General features: G+C 55.1%; 15 protein-coding genes. 6 read left to right on the forward strand and 9 right to left on the reverse strand.

Annotation, left to right across the window (positions count from 1 at the left end; all coding sequences use genetic code 11):
- The 4 genes from TRICHSKD4_RS32250 to TRICHSKD4_RS07545 form a co-directional block, all read right to left on the reverse strand.
- Nucleotides 1-123: hypothetical protein (locus tag TRICHSKD4_RS32250; protein WP_371256718.1), on the reverse strand; the 123-nt coding region annotated here is incomplete at its 3' end.
- Nucleotides 78-1,541: an ABC transporter permease gene (locus TRICHSKD4_RS31625; protein ID WP_247642789.1), complete on the reverse strand. Its 1,464-nt coding sequence runs from the start codon at nucleotides 1,539-1,541 to the stop codon at nucleotides 78-80. The genes TRICHSKD4_RS32250 and TRICHSKD4_RS31625, both read right to left, overlap by 46 nt.
- A 16-nt stretch (nucleotides 1,542-1,557) precedes the next feature.
- Nucleotides 1,558-2,781, reverse strand: a complete 1,224-nt coding sequence (locus tag TRICHSKD4_RS07540) for an ABC transporter substrate-binding protein (protein WP_009466906.1) — start codon at nucleotides 2,779-2,781, stop codon at nucleotides 1,558-1,560.
- 141 nt (nucleotides 2,782-2,922) lie between these two features.
- Nucleotides 2,923-3,435, reverse strand: coding sequence for an Lrp/AsnC ligand binding domain-containing protein (locus TRICHSKD4_RS07545; protein ID WP_009466907.1), 513 nt, complete (start codon nucleotides 3,433-3,435; stop codon nucleotides 2,923-2,925).
- A gap of 81 nt (nucleotides 3,436-3,516) precedes the next feature.
- Between TRICHSKD4_RS07545 and putA the strand changes: the two genes are divergently transcribed.
- On the forward strand, nucleotides 3,517-6,657 hold the full coding sequence (gene putA / locus TRICHSKD4_RS07550; RefSeq protein ID WP_040616557.1) for a bifunctional proline dehydrogenase/L-glutamate gamma-semialdehyde dehydrogenase PutA: 3,141 nt from the start codon (nucleotides 3,517-3,519) through the stop codon (nucleotides 6,655-6,657).
- A gap of 64 nt (nucleotides 6,658-6,721) precedes the next feature.
- Here the strand turns inward: putA and TRICHSKD4_RS07555 are convergent, their stop codons facing one another.
- From TRICHSKD4_RS07555 to TRICHSKD4_RS07575, 5 genes are all read right to left on the reverse strand, one after another.
- Entirely contained in the window at nucleotides 6,722-7,606 is an 885-nt protein-coding gene (locus tag TRICHSKD4_RS07555; protein ID WP_009466909.1) for a hypothetical protein, read from the reverse strand.
- Between the two features lie 54 nt (nucleotides 7,607-7,660).
- Nucleotides 7,661-10,135 carry an ATP-dependent helicase HrpB gene (hrpB, locus tag TRICHSKD4_RS07560; RefSeq protein WP_009466910.1) on the reverse strand — a complete coding sequence of 825 codons (2,475 nt, stop codon included), beginning with the start codon at nucleotides 10,133-10,135 and terminating at the stop codon, nucleotides 7,661-7,663.
- 4 nt (nucleotides 10,136-10,139) lie between these two features.
- A complete protein-coding gene (locus TRICHSKD4_RS07565; RefSeq protein WP_009466911.1) occupies nucleotides 10,140-11,198 on the reverse strand; it encodes a glucokinase in 1,059 nt (352 codons plus the stop codon).
- Nucleotides 11,191-11,616 carry a methylglyoxal synthase gene (locus tag TRICHSKD4_RS07570; protein WP_009466912.1) on the reverse strand — a complete coding sequence of 142 codons (426 nt, stop codon included), beginning with the start codon at nucleotides 11,614-11,616 and terminating at the stop codon, nucleotides 11,191-11,193. Before TRICHSKD4_RS07570 ends, TRICHSKD4_RS07565 begins: the two co-directional genes overlap by 8 nt.
- 163 nt (nucleotides 11,617-11,779) lie before the next feature.
- Complete coding sequence (locus tag TRICHSKD4_RS07575) at nucleotides 11,780-12,625, reverse strand: DUF1194 domain-containing protein (RefSeq protein WP_009466913.1); 846 nt, start codon at nucleotides 12,623-12,625, stop codon at nucleotides 11,780-11,782.
- Nucleotides 12,626-13,164: 539 nt separating this feature from the next.
- On the opposite strand from TRICHSKD4_RS07575, the gene TRICHSKD4_RS07580 reads away from it, so the two are divergent.
- From TRICHSKD4_RS07580 to TRICHSKD4_RS07600, 5 genes are all read left to right on the forward strand, one after another.
- On the forward strand, nucleotides 13,165-14,166 hold the full coding sequence (locus TRICHSKD4_RS07580) for a sugar-binding transcriptional regulator (protein ID WP_009466915.1): 1,002 nt from the start codon (nucleotides 13,165-13,167) through the stop codon (nucleotides 14,164-14,166).
- A gap of 70 nt (nucleotides 14,167-14,236) precedes the next feature.
- The gene (locus TRICHSKD4_RS07585; protein WP_009466916.1) at nucleotides 14,237-15,220 is read left to right on the forward strand and encodes a BMP family protein; all 984 of its coding nucleotides are present in this window, start codon (nucleotides 14,237-14,239) and stop codon (nucleotides 15,218-15,220) included.
- A 92-nt stretch (nucleotides 15,221-15,312) separates the two neighbouring features.
- The gene (locus TRICHSKD4_RS07590) at nucleotides 15,313-16,311 is read left to right on the forward strand and encodes a BMP family protein (protein WP_009466917.1); all 999 of its coding nucleotides are present in this window, start codon (nucleotides 15,313-15,315) and stop codon (nucleotides 16,309-16,311) included.
- A 36-nt stretch (nucleotides 16,312-16,347) separates the two neighbouring features.
- A complete protein-coding gene (locus tag TRICHSKD4_RS07595) occupies nucleotides 16,348-17,913 on the forward strand; it encodes an ABC transporter ATP-binding protein (protein WP_009466918.1) in 1,566 nt (521 codons plus the stop codon).
- A complete protein-coding gene (locus tag TRICHSKD4_RS07600) occupies nucleotides 17,910-19,016 on the forward strand; it encodes an ABC transporter permease (RefSeq protein WP_009466919.1) in 1,107 nt (368 codons plus the stop codon). Before TRICHSKD4_RS07595 ends, TRICHSKD4_RS07600 begins: the two co-directional genes overlap by 4 nt.
- Nucleotides 19,017-19,024 lie beyond the last annotated feature (8 nt).

Consider the following 19,024-nt stretch of genomic DNA (forward strand, 5'->3'; position numbering starts at 1 on the left):
TGTAATGCGTCCGGCCCCGATCAGGGCGGTTGGTAGATATTGGCCAACCGAAACTGCGAATCCAATTGCCAGTGCGATTAACAGCGGGGTGAGCAACAGGGGCAGGCGAACGGACCAGAAGATCCGCCAATTGGAAACGCCAAGAGACGCTGCGACTTGCCCATATCTTGGGTCCAGATGATGCCATGGTCGGAGAAAGCTAGAAAGACATAAGGCAGCACGAAAACCAAGTGAGCCAGTGTGACGGCCAAGTACGTTCCACCAATGCCTAGCCATACGAACAGGACGTGGAGGCCGAATAGAAAACTGATTTGTGGAACGAGTAAAGGCACAAACAAAAGTCCCTTTACCGCCTTGCCTGTTGACCTTCGGCATCTGGTTTGGGCCTCCAGAAGCCAGAGCACCAGGGCAAGACAAGGAAGACTTGCGCCTAAGCCGACGGCTGCCGTTATCCATATGGTCATTGCGTTGTCTTCAATCGCCATACGCCAGTGAAAAAGTGTGAAAGTGTTGGGCAATGTGTCCGGGAACCACCAACCTCGGGCAACGGACCAGATCGCAAGGACCGTAAATCCGAACAAAAGTGCCACAAGAATGGTACCGATGAAGCCAAGGGTGAGCCAGCGCAAGCTGAAGTCCTGAACGGCCCTGTCACCGGTTGTAACCTGCCACCGATAGACCAAGCGCATGACGGTTTCAGCGCAGACCCAAAACAGCATGGCACTTGCTGTTACCACCACTTGCAAAAGTGCGGCTGCCGAAGCTTGCAGCCACATGGCGGGCGCAGGCTCAAAGAACCACTCCAGGATACGTGGTGCCAAGGGGGCAGGCGTTGTCGGCCCGAGGATGATAGCGACGTCCACAACGGAAGTTGAATAGGCAAGAACGGCAAATACAGGCAGGCGAATTTGAGGATAGAGCTGGGGAATAATGACGGCGAAAAAGCCCCTGATTGATCCATATCCAAGGTTGGCGGCAACGCGGGTCATCTCTCGCGCTTTGGTTTGCGGCATGGCTGCAAGGACCACGAGAAGAAGAAACGGAACCTCTTTCGCGACCAACCCCAGAACCATGGCAAGGCCAAGTGGGTCGTTGAGAATGAGCAGATCTGGAGGGCGGTCGTAACCTGTAGCCCAAGGCGATATCAGCCGCATCAGGAACCCGGAGGGCGCAACCAGAAACGCCAATCCGAAGGCTGCAGCTGCGTGTGGAACAGCAAGGAGTGGAGAGAGGACCCGGCTGACGGTCTGAAAAAGGGAAGTCCCGTACCAACTTGCGGTAAAAAACAGAACCAGCAGCAGCGAAAGTGCGGTGGCTGCCAGTCCGGTCCCGAAGCTCAGAAGAATTGATGTGCTCATGCCTGGCGCAGCAAGCGCATCCTGAAACGGCTTGAACGAAAGGTCAGTATGTCCAAGGGCTGGCAGATACCCAAGAGCAGGAAACAGGGTGCCGGCCAGACCAACGACAACGGGGATGCCGACAAAAAAGGCAATCATTGTCGTTGGCCATAAAATCAGGCGGGATGTTTGGGAAGCAGCCACATTTCCCTCTGACGCATCAGTTGCCGCCGTAACGCTCAACCCAGGCCTTTTCCAATGCGGTTACCCAACTGGGATGCGGCTCTGGCAAGGTGTTGCCTAATTGCTCTGGCGTCAAAGTGGCAATGCCCAGATCGAGTCTGTCGAATGCGGCTCGGTCATCTGCATCAAGGGACTTTAAATTCAACACAGTCGGGTCGCCCCAGTATGTCGGATCTTGCTTGCGGGCTTGCGCTTCCGGAGAAAGCAGGAAATTGGCGAGCACCATGGCACCTTCTTTGGCAGAACTGTTGTAAGGGATGGCAAGAAAGTGGGTGTTGCCGATAGTGCCCCCGTCAAACACAAACGTCCGGATCGTGTTGGGCAGTTCGTTGTTGGCAATGGCTGCAGAGGCGTCGCTTGGATTGAAGGAAAAAGCCACATCCAACTCGCCATCGGCCAATAAAAGGCGCAGCTGTGCGGCGTTCTTCGGGAAAACCTCGCCGCCACGCCACAGGTTTTTGTGCAGCTCGTCGAGATATGCGAACAACGGGCGTGTTTCGGCTTCAAAGGTGTCCGCGTTGACCGGTTTGGACAATTTGTCCGGATCAACGATCAGATTGATCAGTGCTTGCTTGAGAAAAGTTGTTCCATAAAAGCTGGGCGGTTGTGGGTAGGTGAACCGGCCTGGTTGGCGCTCTGTCAGGGCAGCAAGAGCTTCAAGACTGCGCGGCGGTTCACTCAAAACGCGTGTGTCATACATAAAGACCAGCTGCGCCATGCCCCAGGGGCTTTCTTGCCCATCGGTTGGAACCGTGAAGTCATTGAGGACTGTCGGCTTGCCCTCCGCATCCACATATTTCCAGTTTGGGAGTGACTGTGCCCAACCGGGTGCTGACAGCAGCCCCTGTGATTTTAGGGTGGCGAAGTTCTCACCGTTGATCCACACCAGATCAACGCTGCCGCCTTTATCCCTACCTGCGGTTTTCTCGCCTACGACTTGACTGACCACAGCACCGGTCTCGCTGACTTTTACGTGTTCTACCGTCACGCCGTATCGCTGTTCTATTTCCTTCGCTGCCCAATCAATATAGGCGTTGATCCGCTGTTCTCCGCCCCATGCATGAAAATACACCGTTTGTCCGCGCGCGGCGTCCAGTGTGTCATCGGTCCAAGCGTCAGCATTTGCAGAGCCGAGGCTTGTTGCAAATGAAAAACAAAGTGCTGCTGATGCGAGCAAGGACTTGAGCGAAGTAGGTCTCATGAGGGCCTCGGTAAAGTGAAACACTGGAATCGTTAGGCGTCAGAACAACCGTAAGGTCAAGACAAGCCTTTGTGAATTATTGTCATCTTTGTCACGGTGACAGTTTGCATAGGGGGGCTGACCCTGGGGCCTTTTACCCTGTCAAACAGGCAGGATGTGAGTTTCCTTTAGCTCTTCCATGACTGGGTAGGTGTGTGTTTCTCGCACCCCGGGAAGCGTCAGAACTACGTCTGACAAAAATTTGCGGTATGTATCCATATCAGACACGCGCGCCTTGATCAGATAATCAAAGCCTCCTGCCACCATATGACATTCCAGAATGTCGCTTGAGCGCTCGATGGCACGTTTGAAGCCATCGAAGATCTCTGACGATGTTCTGTCCAGCTTGATCTCCACAAACACAAGCAATTCCCGCCCCACTTTTTCGGGGGAGAGCACAGCCGAGAAGTGTTGGATGTATCCTTCTCGGACAAGGCGTTTGAAACGCTCGCTGGTTGCATTGGCAGACAAGCCAATCTTGTCAGCAAGATCGGTGTTGCTGATCCGGCCATCCGCTTGAATGGCCTTGAGAATTTTGCGGTCTATGGCGTCAAGAGAGGTGGTGGACACGGAAATGGGCCTTTTGCACCGAAGGAATCCACCAAACATTGGCATAAATTTGGTGAAAAATCATCTTCAACTCAAGGCAAGATGCAAAATCTTTTGTGCCTGTTGGCCTCTTCCAGGGAGACGGGAATGCCCACTTCTGCAACTGCATATACCACAGCGCTTGATAAATCCACCCTGCCACCATTCCGCGCAGAATATGCGCTGGATGATACACAGCTTGTTCGAAAGCTTCTGGCGGAGGTCTCGTTAAGTGATGCGCAAGAAAGGCGGATCGACGAGCAGGCCTCCGGCTACATCCACGCCATGCGCAATGCACCGACAGGGCTTGGAGGTGTAGAAGACTTCATGCGGGAATTTGGTCTGACCACGCGAGAGGGTCTCGCGATGATGGTATTGGCCGAGGCTCTCTTGCGCGTTCCCGATGCCACGACTGCAGACAAGCTGATTGAAGACAAGTTGGCAGCAGCTCGTTTTGATGAGCCAAGCCAACCAAAGTCAGACACATGGCTGGTATCTGCATCGTCCTGGGCGCTGGGCATTACATCCCGCTTGCTTCACCCGGGTGATACGCCAACGTCCATTTTGTCATCCCTTGTGAAGCGTATGGGCATGCCTGCCGTAAGAACCGCGACCCGCAAGGCCATGCGTCTGCTCGGGCACCAGTTTGTATTGGGTGAAACCATCGGCAAGGCTCTGGACAGGGCAAAGGCGCAGGAAGCAAAAGGCTACCGCTATTCCTACGACATGCTGGGCGAAGGGGCCCGGACAATGGAAGACGCCGAGCGCTACTTCCAGTCGTATGCCAATGCCATTGAGGAAATAGGAAAGTCAGCCGGGACCAGAGAGCTGCCGGATCGCCCGGGCATTTCCGTCAAACTGTCAGCTTTGCATCCCCGCTATCAAGCCATGAACGGCGAACGTGTTCGGGGCGAAGTTGTTCCAAAACTGCTCAAACTTGTTGCGGCCGCTCGTAAGCATGAGTTGAATTTCACCGTTGATGCAGAAGAAGCGGACCGCCTCGAAATCTCACTCGATGTGATTGCAGCCGTATTGGCAGACCCTGTGACCGAAGGGTGGGATGGGTTCGGCCTTGCGGTGCAGGCCTATCAAAAACGCTCTATCCACGTCATAGACTGGCTGGTGGCGGCAGCGCGAAAACACGATCGCCGCTTGATGGTCCGCCTTGTGAAGGGCGCCTATTGGGACACGGAAATCAAACATGCACAGGAAATGGGAACGGAAGACTATCCGGTCTTTACCCGCAAGGCTGCAACCGACCTATCCTATCTGGCCTGTGCTCAACGCATGCTGGCGGCCCGTGATGTTCTTTATCCGCAATTTGCGACACACAATGCGCTGACGGTTGCCCAGATTGCCGAGCTGGCTGGTGACAAGAAAGGCTACGAGTTTCAGCGTTTGCATGGCATGGGCGAGAGCCTGTTCAAGGCAGTGAGTGAAACAGACAAATATCCTTGCCGGATTTATGCGCCGGTTGGCGGCCACAAGGATCTGCTCGCCTATCTGGTGCGCCGACTGTTGGAAAACGGTGCCAACTCCTCATTCGTGACAATCGTTGGGGACAGTTCGGTTCCTGTTGCACATTTGCTCAAACGTCCGGATGAAATCCTTAAAAATGGAGATCACTCTCGGAATAACTCGATCCCGTTGCCGCTGGACCTCTACGGGGAAAGCCGCAAAAACTCCAAGGGGTTGGAACTTGGGTGCGCGAAGGATCGCACCGAACTGGTGACCGCGATTGAGAATATCGAGTTTCCAGCTGTGGAGGCAAAGCCGCTTATTCCGGGAGCTAAAGCGTTCGGTGTCACCGAAGACGTTGTTTCCCCGGTCGACGGCAAAATCGTTGCCGGAAAGGTCACTCTGGCCTCTGTCCAGAATGTCGAAGACGCGATGACTGCCGGACGTGTCGGCTTTAAGAGCTGGTCACGGTGGCCCGTTGAAGACCGAGCAGCTGCCCTCGAAAAAATGGCTGATTTGATGGAGGCGGATTTCGATCGCCTGATGGCCATCTTGTGCGTTGAAGGCGGCAAGACCCTGACCGACGGAATCGCTGAAATCCGAGAGGCGGTCGATTTCTGCCGGTATTACGCGGCAGAGGCAAAGTCCTTGTTCGGGGCGGGGCGGTTGCTGCCGGGGCCAACAGGAGAAGAGGACCGGTATCGTTTCCGAGGCCGTGGCGTATTCGTCTGCATTTCACCTTGGAACTTCCCGTTGGCGATTTTCCTCGGCCAAGTGTCCGCGGCTTTGGTGGCGGGAAATGCCGTCATCGCAAAACCGGCAAAACAAACGCCTTTGATTGCTCATGAGGCGGTGCGGATGATGCATAAGGCCGGTGTGCCGGAGGATGCGCTTTTGTATGTACCGGGCGATGGTGAAATCGGTGCGGCGCTGACCAGCCATCCAAAGGTAGCCGGTGTGGCCTTTACAGGTTCCACGGAAACAGCCTGGGCGATCAACCGCACATTGGCTGCAAAGAACGGACCGATTGTCCCGCTGATCGCCGAGACCGGTGGACTAAACGCCATGTTGGTTGATGCAACGGCCTTGCCGGAACAGGTGTGTGATGATGTGGTCAACTCAGCCTTCCAGTCCGCAGGTCAACGCTGTTCCGCACTTCGGTTGTTGTTCCTGCAGGACGATATTGCAGACGCGCAGTTGAAGATGCTGGAAGGGGCCGCCAAGGAACTCAGCCTTGGTGACCCGAAAAAGCCGTCAACCGATATCGGACCGGTGATCGATACTGAGGCCCGTGATGGCATTTTGGCACATGTCGAAAAGATGAGATCCTCTCAAAAGGTCCGGTACGTAGGTGAAACGCCACAGGGCGAATATGCAAACGGCACATGGGTTGCGCCGCATATCATCGAGCTGGATCGACCAGAAGCGCTGGAGCGGGAAATCTTTGGCCCGATCCTTCACGTCGTTCGCTACAAGGCGCAGGAGCTCGACAAGGTGCTCGATGCTATTGAAGAGACTGGTTATGGCCTGACCCTTGGTGTTCACAGTCGGATTGACGCGCTGGTTGAGAAAGTCGTCGACCGTTTGGCGGTGGGTAATGTCTATGTGAACCGCAATACGATTGGCGCCGTTGTCGGCACGCAGCCCTTCGGCGGATCGGGCCTGTCCGGCACAGGACCGAAAGCAGGTGGCCCGAACTATCTCGTCCGTTTTGCTCTGGAACAGGTTGTCTCGATCAACACGGCTGCAGCTGGCGGAAACGCAAGCCTTGTCGCGGCGTCTGACGAGTAAATCTAATTTAAAAAACTCGCCCGGCGCTGCTGAGCTTGTGCCGGGTGGGAACCTAAGTTTTGGTTTAGTCTGATCGTTCAAGCGGGGCGTTTTCATTCCCTGCTTCGCCGAATGTATAGGCAGCGGCAGCGTCTTCTGCTGCTTTCATCAACAAGGTCTGCGAGACTGTTTCGCTGGTCCCAGGTGCAAGACGGGCGGCATTGTAGAAGTCGTATTTCAATTGCTCTGGTTCGCCAAAAGGAATGTACCCGGTCTTGCGCCGCCAAGTAGCGCTTTTGCGAAGGGATGGCGTGCTGTCGCGCAGTCTTTTCTGGAATTCCCGGTAGTCGGCTTCTGACAAGGCAAAAGGACCTCGCTCGATGCGCCCTTGATCGATGATCTCGGCAACAATCGGAGCGACGGCTGTAAGGCCGAGGTCTGCTATGATATTGAGCCAACTGATCCAAACCGGATCTTCTGGAGAGGTCGTCATCTGATCAGGCAACGCCTTGAGCGTCTTCGCAGCGGCTGATCGAGGCACAGTTCCATTGAGGACAAAATAAGCCCAAGCCTTGAAGAAGGCGTCTCGGATCAGCCAGTCAGCTGGGGCTGAAGCCGCAAACTGCCAAATCACGTCGGGATCATTGGCCCCAAGAGCCATCAGCATGCGGGGCAGGGTTTCGCCGATAGCGGCATCTCCCATCATCCGGTCGGCTTCCTCCCGGTGGTTTTCAAGCAAATGAATCAGGTCAGGGAGGGACGCATGGGCCTTCTGCGCGGCCAGCACATGCAAACCATAAAAAAGGGCCCGCTCTTCTTCCTCAGACAGCCGTGATCCAGAGCTTATCCGTTTGAGAAACGGGAGGAAGATCGCAGCTGTGCGAGCGGGATCATCCAGACATGCAGACAGTGCGTCCCATGGCAATCTGTTGCGGCCAGCCAGCTCGGATATGATGTGCGTGCGATCCATGCGCTAACACTAACCTATAATTGCGGTGACAACCAAGAGTACTGCCTGCGGGTTTCACGTTCGGTTGGAGGTTTTTGTTCGCCGCGTGGCTGCCGCTGTGGTGGGATCATCCGGCCAAGGGTGTTTCGGATATCGACCTCGCATATCCGCTTTTACATCCGCCCAGGACCCTGACCAAAAGCCCGGCAAATCCTTGGTGATCTGGATCGGGCGCTGGGCTGGGGAAAGCAGTTCAAGAGCGAGAGGCAGGCGTCCGCCGCACACACTTGGATGCGTGGTCAGGCCAAAAAGTTCTTGAACGCGAACCGATAAGGTCGGACCGATTTCACGATCATAATCAATTGGAAGACGCGAACCGGTTGGGGCGGTGAAGTGTGAGGGAGCAGCCTCTTCAATGCGTGTAGAAACATCATGCGGGATAAGCACCGCCAGCGCATTTCCAAGCACTTCAGTTGTTATGTCTCCATAACTGCTCGTCCCGGGGAGGAAGGGGATGAGCCAGTCCTCGAGCGTCTCTTGCAAATGTGCATCAGAAAGGTCTGGCATGTCCGGCTCGCCAGACCGCTGGACAAAGGCGACCCGGCCTCGAAGGCGAAGCTGGTCAGCGCTCCATGGCAGCCGATCAACTCCCTTGCGCCGGACTTCACCAATCAGCGCAGTCGTGATTACTTCAGGGGATGGGTTGGAGATAATCCGGCTGTCGAGCACCACACGCCCAAATTTCCGAAGTCGGCGCGCTTTCAGCTTTCCGTTCGGTTCGAGCGAGACTTCCTCAACTTCGGCAATGTGGTCTGCAAAGAGGTCTTCAATGTCAGCCTGTGTCAGTGGCGCGGCAAGTGCGACCCGTCCATTCGCGGCTTTTCCCTGAATATCGGCGATTGTCAGAAAGCGTTCGGCACTTAGTGGATGGCTGTCGTCCAGTTCAGCGCCCCGGCCATTGGCGAGCCGATATCGCCCCGCCTTTCCGCGCGCTTCGGCCACCCGGTCAGGGTAAGCCAAGGCGAGCAGGGCTCCGGACGTCTCTGGACGAATGTCTCGCTTCTTTCCGACTGCAAGCGATAACCAGCGTTCGGCAAGCTTTCGCGCATCCCGCGCTCGTGGGCTTCCATCGCTAACCAGTCGCGTGAGGCGAACCCTCAAGTCTGTATCCCGCCCTCCTAAGCCGGGCTCAGAGACGACAGCCCCAATAAGTGCGGCTGTCCAGCCTTCGCCTTGGTCTGAAGCTTTCAAAATCATATGAGCGAGTCGAGGGTGAAGAGGGAGGCGGGCAAGGTCTCGGCCCTGTTTGGTTATTCGGCCATTGTCGTCCAAAGCATCCAGCGATTTCAGCAATGACACAGCCTCGGCCCAAGCCGGTGCAGGCGGTGGATCGGGAAATGTAAGCTGGGACGGATCAAGGGTTCCCCAACTTGCAAGGTCCAGAACCAGCGAGCACAAATCCGCTTCCAGAATTTCTGGTGCCTCATTGGCAGGGAGCGAACTTGTTTGCACTTCGTCCCAAAGTCGATAACACACGCCGGGTTCGATTCGACCAGCTCGCCCACGCCGCTGGTCTGCCGAGGCTTTGGATACTCGAACAGTTTCAAGCCGGGTTAGCCCGGTCTGCGGCTCAAAGCGGGGAACGCGTGCAAGCCCGCTGTCAATGACGACACGAATGCCCTCAATTGTCAGAGAGGTTTGCGCAATGGCGCTGGCCAAAACCACTTTGCGCTCGCCTTCGCCTACCGGTTTGATCGCCTTGTCCTGCTGCTTTGGATCAAGCGCGCCATAAAGAGGCGCAAGACCTGTCTTAGTGGGAAGTTTGCTTTTCAAAAGGTCAGCGGTTCGTAAGATCTCTTTTTGCCCAGGCAAAAAGACCAAAACGGAACCGGTCTCATCTGAAAGCGCTGTCAGTACGGCCCGTGCTGTTACGTCTTCGATCCGATCCTTTGGGCGGCGGCCAAGATAACGCGTGTCGACCGGAAAACTGCGCCCTTTGCTCTCAATGATGGGGGCCCCGCCGAGGGCTTCCGACACCTTCGCCGCATCAAGTGTTGCAGACATGGGAACAAGGCGCAGGTCATCACGAAGCGCTGCTTGGACATCAAGCGAAAGCGCGAGGCCGAGATCGCCGTCCAATGACCGTTCGTGGAATTCGTCAAACAGGACAGCGGCAACACCGGTGAGTTCCGGGTCATCCAGGATCATGCGGGTGAAGACACCCTCAGTGACGACCTCAATGCGCGTAACTGCTGAGACCTTGCTGTCCATGCGCACGCGATACCCAACCCGCTCTCCAACCTTTTCGCCAAGCTCTAAGGCCATTCGCCGGGCTGCTGCACGTGCGGCTAATCGGCGGGGTTCCAGCAAGATGATTTTGCCATCGCCGCGCCAGGAGGCATTCAACAGCGCTAGTGGAACACGTGTAGTCTTACCTGCGCCCGGCTCAGCCACCAGAACAACGTTGTTGTGCGTTTCAAGACTGGCCGTCAGTTCGTCAAGGACAGCATCAATGGGAAGTGGGAACGGAAAAGCCGGGTGCGATGCCATGGGTTTAACCGGCCAGAGCTGTCCCTTCACGCCCTTGCGATACCCAGGATCGATCGGCAATATCGACGGCAAACCGGTCCGGGTGATGGGCGAAGGCAGAAAGCCCCTTAAGAGCTGGATTAGGGTGGCGGACGATGAAGGTTGGGATGGACTTCATCAGGTTTTCGTGTGGGGCCTTGGCTTCAAAAGCAGCGCGAAAATGGCCGTCCATCAAGAAGGCATCGATCCGGGGTGTGACACCGCCGGTCAGGTAGACGCCACCACGTGCAAGCAGGCTGAGTGCAAAATCACCTGCAACACGGCCAAGCGCCCGCGCAAAGACATGAAGGGTTTCCACAGCAATGGGATCATTGCTCGCCGCTGCGCCCGTTACATCCGCAGCGGTTTGAAACGTCGGCTCACTGCCACGGCTCTTCGCAACCGCTGCCGCAAGACGGGGCAGTCCACTGCCGCTCAAAATATTCTCTGCTCCAATTCGCCCGCCCAGCCGTTCAATATGTGGCCAGATGGCTTCGTCATCCGCGCTGACAGGCCCGATCTCCACATGCCCCCCTTCACCGGGGACCGGGATCCAGGTATTGGCTGCATTGATCATTGCAGCTGCGCCCAATCCGGTTCCTGGACCAAGCACAAACTTGCTGGAGGCGGGACGCACGGCGCCACCGCCGATTTGTTCGATCTCGTCCCCAGAAAGCTCCGGGAGCGCGAGCGCTTGTGCCTCAAAATCGTTGATAATAACGACCTGATCGAGCTTCAGCTCTGCAAGCACTTTTCTCGGTTCGATAATCCACGGAGCATTGGTCAACGGGATGACGTCACTGGTGACAGGGCCTGCAACAGCAGCAATCAGTGTTTTTGGCTCTGGGCCTTCAACGCCAGCAAGACTATCCTTTGCGGCTTCGATCAAACCGGTGTGGTTGCCAGTTCCCTGCGAGGGACAATGCACCGTGTCGGACACTGGACCATCAATCCGAGCGAAACGCGCATTGGTTCCACCGATGTCAGCGACAAGGACAGGGTACTCGAACCGATTGGCGGCGGATGAGACGAGAGAGTCAGGCACTTGTTACTTCCGGAATGTCAGACGTGGTCTTGAGCCCGGCGAGCCGAGCCGAGCGCAGCAATATTTCCGCTGTGGCAAGATTAAGTGCCATCGGGATATCATACACAACGGCGAGACGCATCAGGGCTTTGACATCAACATCGTGTGGCATCGGGCTAAGCGGATCGACAAAAAAGATCAGCGCGCTCATCTTCCGATCACACATCATCGCGCCAATCTGCTGGTCGCCGCCAAGCGGGCCACTTTTCAGACGGGTGATGGCAAGAGACGGACAGGCCTCCAATATGCGCCCACCGGTCGTGCCAGTTGCAACCAGACTGAAATCTTTGAGTTTCGCCTCATGACGTTCAACGAAGGAAACCATCATCTCCTTTTTCGCGTCATGGGCAACAAGGGCAAGTGTGAGGCGGTCGGTCATCAAACGGCATCCGCAATTGAGGCTTGACGTCACAGACTGACGCCGCGGTTGCGGGCAGATAAAACGCGATCCGATTTGAAGTCAATCAACAGAGCCGCTTATCAGCAACATATCGGCAGAGCGAGGCAAGAAACTCGCTCTGCTACGATGTGCCAGCCATTTTTCAGTCAAACATGTTGCAACGGATGGGTTCGCGCATCTTGACCTTATGAATGTGGCTTTGCGGGAAGGTCAAACCGGCAATCTCCATGACCAGCTTCATGCGGATGGCATCCGCAAACCCTTCCTTCGACCTCACTGGAATGGCAAATGAGCCGGGTCCGCCAATGACACAATCTTCGTAATAGTGGTCGAGATTGAGCATTGCCTGCCAGGTGTTGGTCTTGGCCTTCATCATGAGGGGCAGTCCATTGATCACGATGCCGGAGGTGAGCAAGTTGTCGCGGACCTCCGTGACAGAACCACCTTGATTGTTAGGACCGTCTCCGGAAATGTCTATGACCTGCCGAAGACCCATGTATTGGTTGTCCTGAACCATGGAAACAGACTTTTTCAGCGCGGAACTGATCGACGTGCGCTGAACTTGCCGGAGAGGGGCTTCTGCGATGATGCTTGCAAAAGATTCCGCGGATCGTTTGTCTTCAATAACGGTCCAATCGGCAACAATGAAGTGCTCTTCAACGCCGCCCCATTCCATGTAGGTGACGGCTATTCGGCCAATCGGCCCCATCTCAATGGCTTCAAGAAACTCTTTGGAAGTGAGGGCTGAGACATATCCCGCGCGCTGAACTTCCTGTTCCTCTGTGTCCATGGATTGTGAAATATCGACGGCCAAAACCAATTCCACGTCGACCTCGTTGGCCGGGTCATAGGAAAAGGCTGGCGCGGCAGCGCCGATGGGGTTGATGTTTGCGGCCTGTACAACGCTGGCTTGGATACTCAAACCGAAACTCAGACCGAACAGTGTTGTGCACAGTGTTTTGACTGCTCTGGTAGTGCCGAGACGCATTTTTTTCTCCTTCTAGGCCAGAAGGCCTGGTCAGAACGTCTCCCAAGCTGTTTTTTTATTATGTTAGACTCGAATTTATTATCTATTCGTTCCTCGTGAATTTAGACAACTACTCAATATTTACGTTTAGGATCTTACTCCAGTACATTGGGGCATCTTTAAATCATGCCTGATTCTTGAATCTACATCAAAATCAAAGTGCACGTAGTGCACACAATGTTGAAGGACGAAAAACGAGCGTTTGCCGTGAAAAAAGGTCTACCCCTCTTGACGATGCATATTCGAAGTGATCGAAATTAATGCTGAAATTGCATAGCCTTAGAGAATAGCAGTTTTAACTAGGTAGCCTAATTCTTCCGTGTTTGCCTTTTGAGTTCTTGACGTCTGTGCTCAGTTCGATAAAAAATGAAGAAAAAATCAGTGAGTGAATAAAATTTCACTTCCGGCGAAGTCGGGATGAGGGGCGCTTCAGTTTTGTACTGAAGGTCCGCGGCAAAGCTCATATTGGGCCATGCCGTATTGGGGAGCAGCAGAGCGTCATGCGTACGCGCGATGATGATTGGACCAAATATCTGGCTATTCGGGCGGCTTGGTTGTCGTTCGTCGGAGGGCGGACTCAAGGCGAAATTGCCGATCAGTTAGGCGTCTCCGCGGCCAAAGTTCATCGTTTGATTGCGCATGCCCAAAAAACTGGAATGGTGAAGTTCCGGATCGAAGGGCGGCCCCTTGAGTGTCTCGAGCTGGAGGATACTCTGACCCGTAACTTCGAGTTGGGCAGCTGCATTGTAGCGCCGGACTTGGGGGTGGCAGATCAGGAAACCTCTATCCGCGCAATTGCAGGCATTGCGGCTGAAGTTCTGACAAACTTTCTAACGTCCGAGGCGATTGGCCGTGTCGGGGTTGGTATGGGGCGAACTCTGAAAGCGGCTGTAGAAGAACTTCCAAAAATCTCGCGCCCGGAACTTGAAATTATCTCAATCAGTGGTTCTCTCACCCGGAACCTTGCAGCAAACCCTTATGACGTGGTTCAGAAGGTGCAGGAGCGTACCGGTGGGGTAGGCTATTACCTTCCAGTTCCCTATTTTGCTGAATCTCCGGCGGAAAAGTCTGTCTTTTTGGGGCAAAGCAGCGTGCAGGGTCTTCTGGATCGCGCGCGCGGCTCGGATCTCTTCGTGGTCGGCATTGGCTCGATTGAGAACGAAGGGCACCTGATTGAACGGGGCATTATCTCAAAGGATGAACAGGCCGATCTGATCAAGATCGGTGCAGTATCTGACCTGATGGGGCGCTTCCTCGACAAGAACGGGGTGCAGGCACCGGTTCAACTCGGTGACTGCGCGGTCGGGTTGCATTATGAAGATGTGCGCGGTGCGCGCATTCTCGCGTTGGCCGGCGGTGCAAGCAAAGCCAGCGCAACATTGGCCGCGCTCAGGACCGGGGTGATCACCGACCTGATCGTAGATGAAAATTTGGCCAGAGCAGTCGCCAATGAGGCTGGTCTGCAAACTCAGTGTTCTGCGGCGCGCCAAAGAACAGCCTGAGGGGAAATCCGAAGCGGATCGGCATGTTGCCGGTCGTTCAATGGAGGACAAGAGAGTGAAAAAACTACTCATGATTGGGGCCGCAGCAGCAACCATGCTGATGTCGGCGGGTGCAATGGCAGAGGACATCAAACCGGCTCTGCTCTATGATCTGGGCGGCAAGTTCGACAAGTCGTTCAATGAGGCGGCTCACACCGGCGCTGAAAAATTCACCAGCGACACCGGCATTGCATATCGTGACTTTGAAATCCAGAACGACAGCCAGCGCGAACAGGCTCTGCGCAATTTTGCAAAGCGCGGCATGAGCCCGATCGTTGCGATCGGTTTCTCGCAGGCAAACGCTGTCGAGAAGGTTGCCAAGGAGTTTCCAGATCTGAAATTCGCAATTGTCGATATGGTCGTTGACCTGCCGAACGTGCGTTCAATCGTCTTCAAGGAACATGAAGGTTCCTACATCGTTGGCAAGCTGGCAGCGATGGCTTCTGAAACCGGTAAAGTTGGTTTCGTGGGCGGTATGGACATTCCGCTGATTCGCAGATTCGCCTGTGGCTACAAGCAAGGTGCTTTGGCTGCAAACGAAAAAGTGGAAGTCTTTGAAAACATGACCGGCACCACAGGCGCTGCCTGGAACGACCCGGTTAAGGGCGGCGAGCTGGCCAAGTCCCAGTTCGATCGCGGTGCGGATGTTGTCTACCATGCTGCTGGCGGCACAGGCATCGGCGTTCTTCAGGCTGCTGCGGACGCTGACAAGCTCGGCATTGGTGTCGATTCCAACCAGAATGGCCTGCATCCGGGCAAGGTTCTGACCTCCATGCTGAAGCGCGTTGATGTTGCTGTTTACCAAGCCTTTGAAGACGCCAAGAATGACAACTGGAGCTCAGGCTTCTCCGTTCTTGGTCTTGCTGAAGGTGGCGTTGACTGGGCTCTGGATGACAACAACAAAGAGCTGATTACGGCTGGCATGCAAAAGGCTGTCGAAACAGCAACCGCAGACATCGTATCCGGCAAGGTGGTCGTTCATGACTACATGTCCGACGAAAGCTGCCCGTTCTAATCATATTCAAACCTGAAATTGGCGCCCCCGTTGCGATGGGGGCGCCGCCATTCGAAATTGAATTCCTTGCAAACTGTCGGATGGGGGACACCATGAAACGATGGATGATAGCGCCAGCCTTTGCGCTGCTGGTTATACAGGCGGCGGGGCTAAGTGCTGCGGCGGCACCGGCGATTGTCTATTCCGTCGGTGGAAAGTTTGATGGGTCTTTTAACGAAAGCGCATATGCTGGTGTAACTCGTTACAAAGAGGAAACCGGCAAGACAGTCCGAGAGTTTGAAATCGAACGCGCCGCGCAAAGCCTTCAGGCACTGAGAAACTTCGCTACGCGAAATCACGCTCCTATTGTCGCCATCGGCTTTAATCAGGCGTCAGCGGTTGGTGAAGCTGCAAAGGCGTTTCCGGATAAATCCTTTGCCATTATCGATATGGTGGTCGATGCGCCAAACGTCGCCTCCTACGTCTTCAAAGAACATGAAGGTGCCTATATCGCCGGAGTACTGGCGGCCAAAGCGAGTGAAAGCGGCGTCATCGGATTTGTCGGCGGCATGGATATCCCGATCATCCGACGGTTCCTGTGCGGTTATCAGGAAGGGGCGCTCGCGACCAATCCGGACATCAAAGTGCTTTACAATATGGCGGGCGACACGCCTGCCGCCTTTGCTGATCCGGTGCGCGGAGCCGAACTTGCGCGCGGTCAAATTGATGCTGGTGCCGATGTGATCATTCAGGCTGCAGGGGGAACGGGCATTGGAGTCCTGCAAGCGGCTGCAGATGCAGATGTTTTGGGGATAGGCACAGACTCCAACCAGAATGGCATGCATCCCGGAAAAGTTCTGACCTCCATTCGCAAACGGGTGGACAACGCTGTCTACGACAGCTTTACCGCTGCGGCCAATGGATCATTTGAACCGGGCGTGCGCGTTCTCGGTTTGGCTGAGGGCGGTATGGATTGGGTGTTGGATGATCATAATCGAGCGCTCATCTCCGATGATATGAAGTCTGCTGCCGCCAGCGCGGTCTCAGCTATCTCCGATGGTTCTCTGAAAGTGCATGACGTCCTGACAGACGGTCCGTGCCCGCATTCCTAAATCCGGTTTTCTTCGTAAAGGCGTGGTGCTGAAGTCATGAACAAGCCGAATATGTCCCAAGGGTTGGATACGTCCACCCAGCCAGCCATTGAGCTGCGCAAGATCAACAAGAGTTTCGGCCCCGTCCACGCCAACAAGGACATTGATCTCTTGGTCAAAAAGGGGTCAATCCACGGAATTATCGGCGAAAATGGTGCTGGCAAGTCGACATTGATGTCGATCCTCTACGGCTTCTATACGGCCGACGATGGTGATATTCTCGTTGATGGGAAGACTGTCACGATCCCGGACTCCAAAACGGCGATTTCTCTTGGAATTGGCATGGTCCACCAGCATTTTATGTTGGTCGACAATTTCTCGGTTCTGGAAAATGTGGTGCTCGGCGCTGAAGGTGGGGCTAGCCTGTCGGGCGGATTAGGTCGGGCGAAATCAGAACTCCAGCGTCTTGAAGACGAATACGAACTGAAAGTGGATCCGGATGCTCTGATCGAGGATTTGCCGGTCGGTCTTCAGCAGAGGGTCGAAATTCTGAAGGCGCTATTCCGGGGGGCAGAAATCCTCATTCTGGATGAGCCGACAGGTGTGTTGACTCCGTCGGAAGCGGACCATCTTTTCAAAATTCTCGATGTCCTGAAAAATCAGGGCAAGACCATCCTGCTCATCACACACAAACTGCGCGAAATCATGGCCATCACCGACACTGTCTCGGTGATGCGGCGTGGTGAAATGGTCGCCACCCGCAAAACGTCTGAAACAAGCATGTCTGAACTCGCCGAGCTGATGGTTGGGCGAAGCGTTCTGTTGAATGTCGATAAAAAACCGGCGGAGCCAAAAGAGCGCGTTCTGGAAGTGAATAATCTGAGCGTGGTCGACAGCCGGGGCGTGAAGGTCGTCAAGGACGTGTCCTTCAATGTTCGAGCGGGTGAAATTGTCGGCATTGCAGGTGTATCTGGAAACGGGCAGTCGGAACTTCTTGAGACAATTGCCGGCATTCGCCGCGCCGATCAGGGCACGCTCTGGATTGACGGTGATGAGATCGACCTGCGGGCCAAGCCGCTTGACCCAGCGGAAATGCGCGAAAAGAGCCTGGGGCATGTGCCGGAAGACCGCCACCGGATGGGGCTGGTGACCAAGTTTGCCGAGTATGAGAACTCCATCCTTGGCTATCACACGGACGCGATTTACTCCAAGGGCCCATTGCTGGATATCGCAAAGATCAAGCAGCTTGCGGAGGTCGAGATTGAAAAATACGATATTCGCCCCCCAAGTCCTCTTTTGAAAACCGCCAATTTTTCCGGCGGAAACCAGCAGAAAATCGTTCTTGCGCGAGAAATCGAGCGCGACCCAACCGTTCTTCTGGTCGGGCAGCCAACCCGGGGTGTGGACATTGGAGCCATCGAATTCATTCACAAGCGGATTGTTGAACTTCGTGATGCTGGCAAGGGCATTTTGCTTGTGTCGGTCGAGCTCGACGAAATCCGCTCTCTGGCGGACAGGATCCTTGTCATGTTCGATGGAAAGATTGTTGGTGAACGCACACCAGATGCGGACGAAGGCGAACTTGGTCTGCTGATGGCCGGTGTTGAGGGAGAAGCGAAATGAGTGCCGGACAACTCCCGCGCTGGGTCGACTATGGCCTGATCCCGGTTCTGAACTTGGCCGCCGCCTTTCTCGTTTCCGGTCTTGTTGTGATCCTGATCGGTGAAAACCCGATTGACGCGGTAAAAATCCTGCTCTGGGGATCGCTCGGTTATGGGGAAGGGGTCGGCTTTACCCTGTTCTTTGCCACCAACTTTATCTTCACCGGGCTGGCCGTTGCTGTCGCTTTCCATGCGGGCATGTTCAACATTGGCGGTGAAGGACAAGCCTATCTCGGTGGATTGGGTGTTGCGATGGCCTGTCTGGCCATGGACCAATATGTTCCATGGTGGGTGACGCTCCCTTTTGCGGTACTCGGGTCCGCACTTATGGGGGCGGCCTGGGCCTTTATTCCAGCCTGGCTTCAGGCCAGGCGCGGCAGCCATGTCGTGATCACAACGATCATGTTCAATTTCATCGCAGCGTCGCTGATGGTCTATCTTCTGAACAACGTCTTGAAGAAAGCCGGATCGATGCAGTCCGAAACCCGGACCTTTGAAGATGGCGGACGCCTGCCATTCCTCAATGACATCTTTCCCGGGTTTGGCTTCGACTATGCCCCGGTGAATCTCTCCCTGTTTGTTGCGTTGCTAGCCTGCGTTCTGGTTTGGCTTTTGATCTGGCGCACCAAACTTGGCTTCGAGATCCGCTCTTTTGGAGCCAATCCAACGGCAGCTGTTTATGCCGGCATCAGCCCGGTTCGGACCATTATCGTCACCATGCTGATCTCCGGAGGTCTGGCAGGCATGATGGCGATCAACGAAATCATGGGCTCGCAGCACAGGCTTTTGATCGACTATGTGGCCGGGTACGGATTTGTCGGTATCGCTGTTGCTCTAATGGGGCGCAGTCACCCTGTTGGCATCGTATTGGCGGCCATTTTGTTTGGCATGCTCTATCAGGGCGGCGCCGAACTTTCCTTCGAGATGCCCGCGATCACCCGGGACATGATTGTTGTCATTCAGGGTCTGGTCATCCTGTTCGCCGGAGCGCTTGAGTATATGTTCCGGCCAGCTCTCATCCGCCTTTTTGCATCGGGCACCGGCCCGTCCGCTCAAGCCGCTTAAGGAGGACG

Origin of the sequence: Roseibium sp. TrichSKD4 (assembly GCF_000148725.1) — a bacterium.
Taxonomy (GTDB): Bacteria; Pseudomonadota; Alphaproteobacteria; order Rhizobiales; family Stappiaceae; genus Roseibium.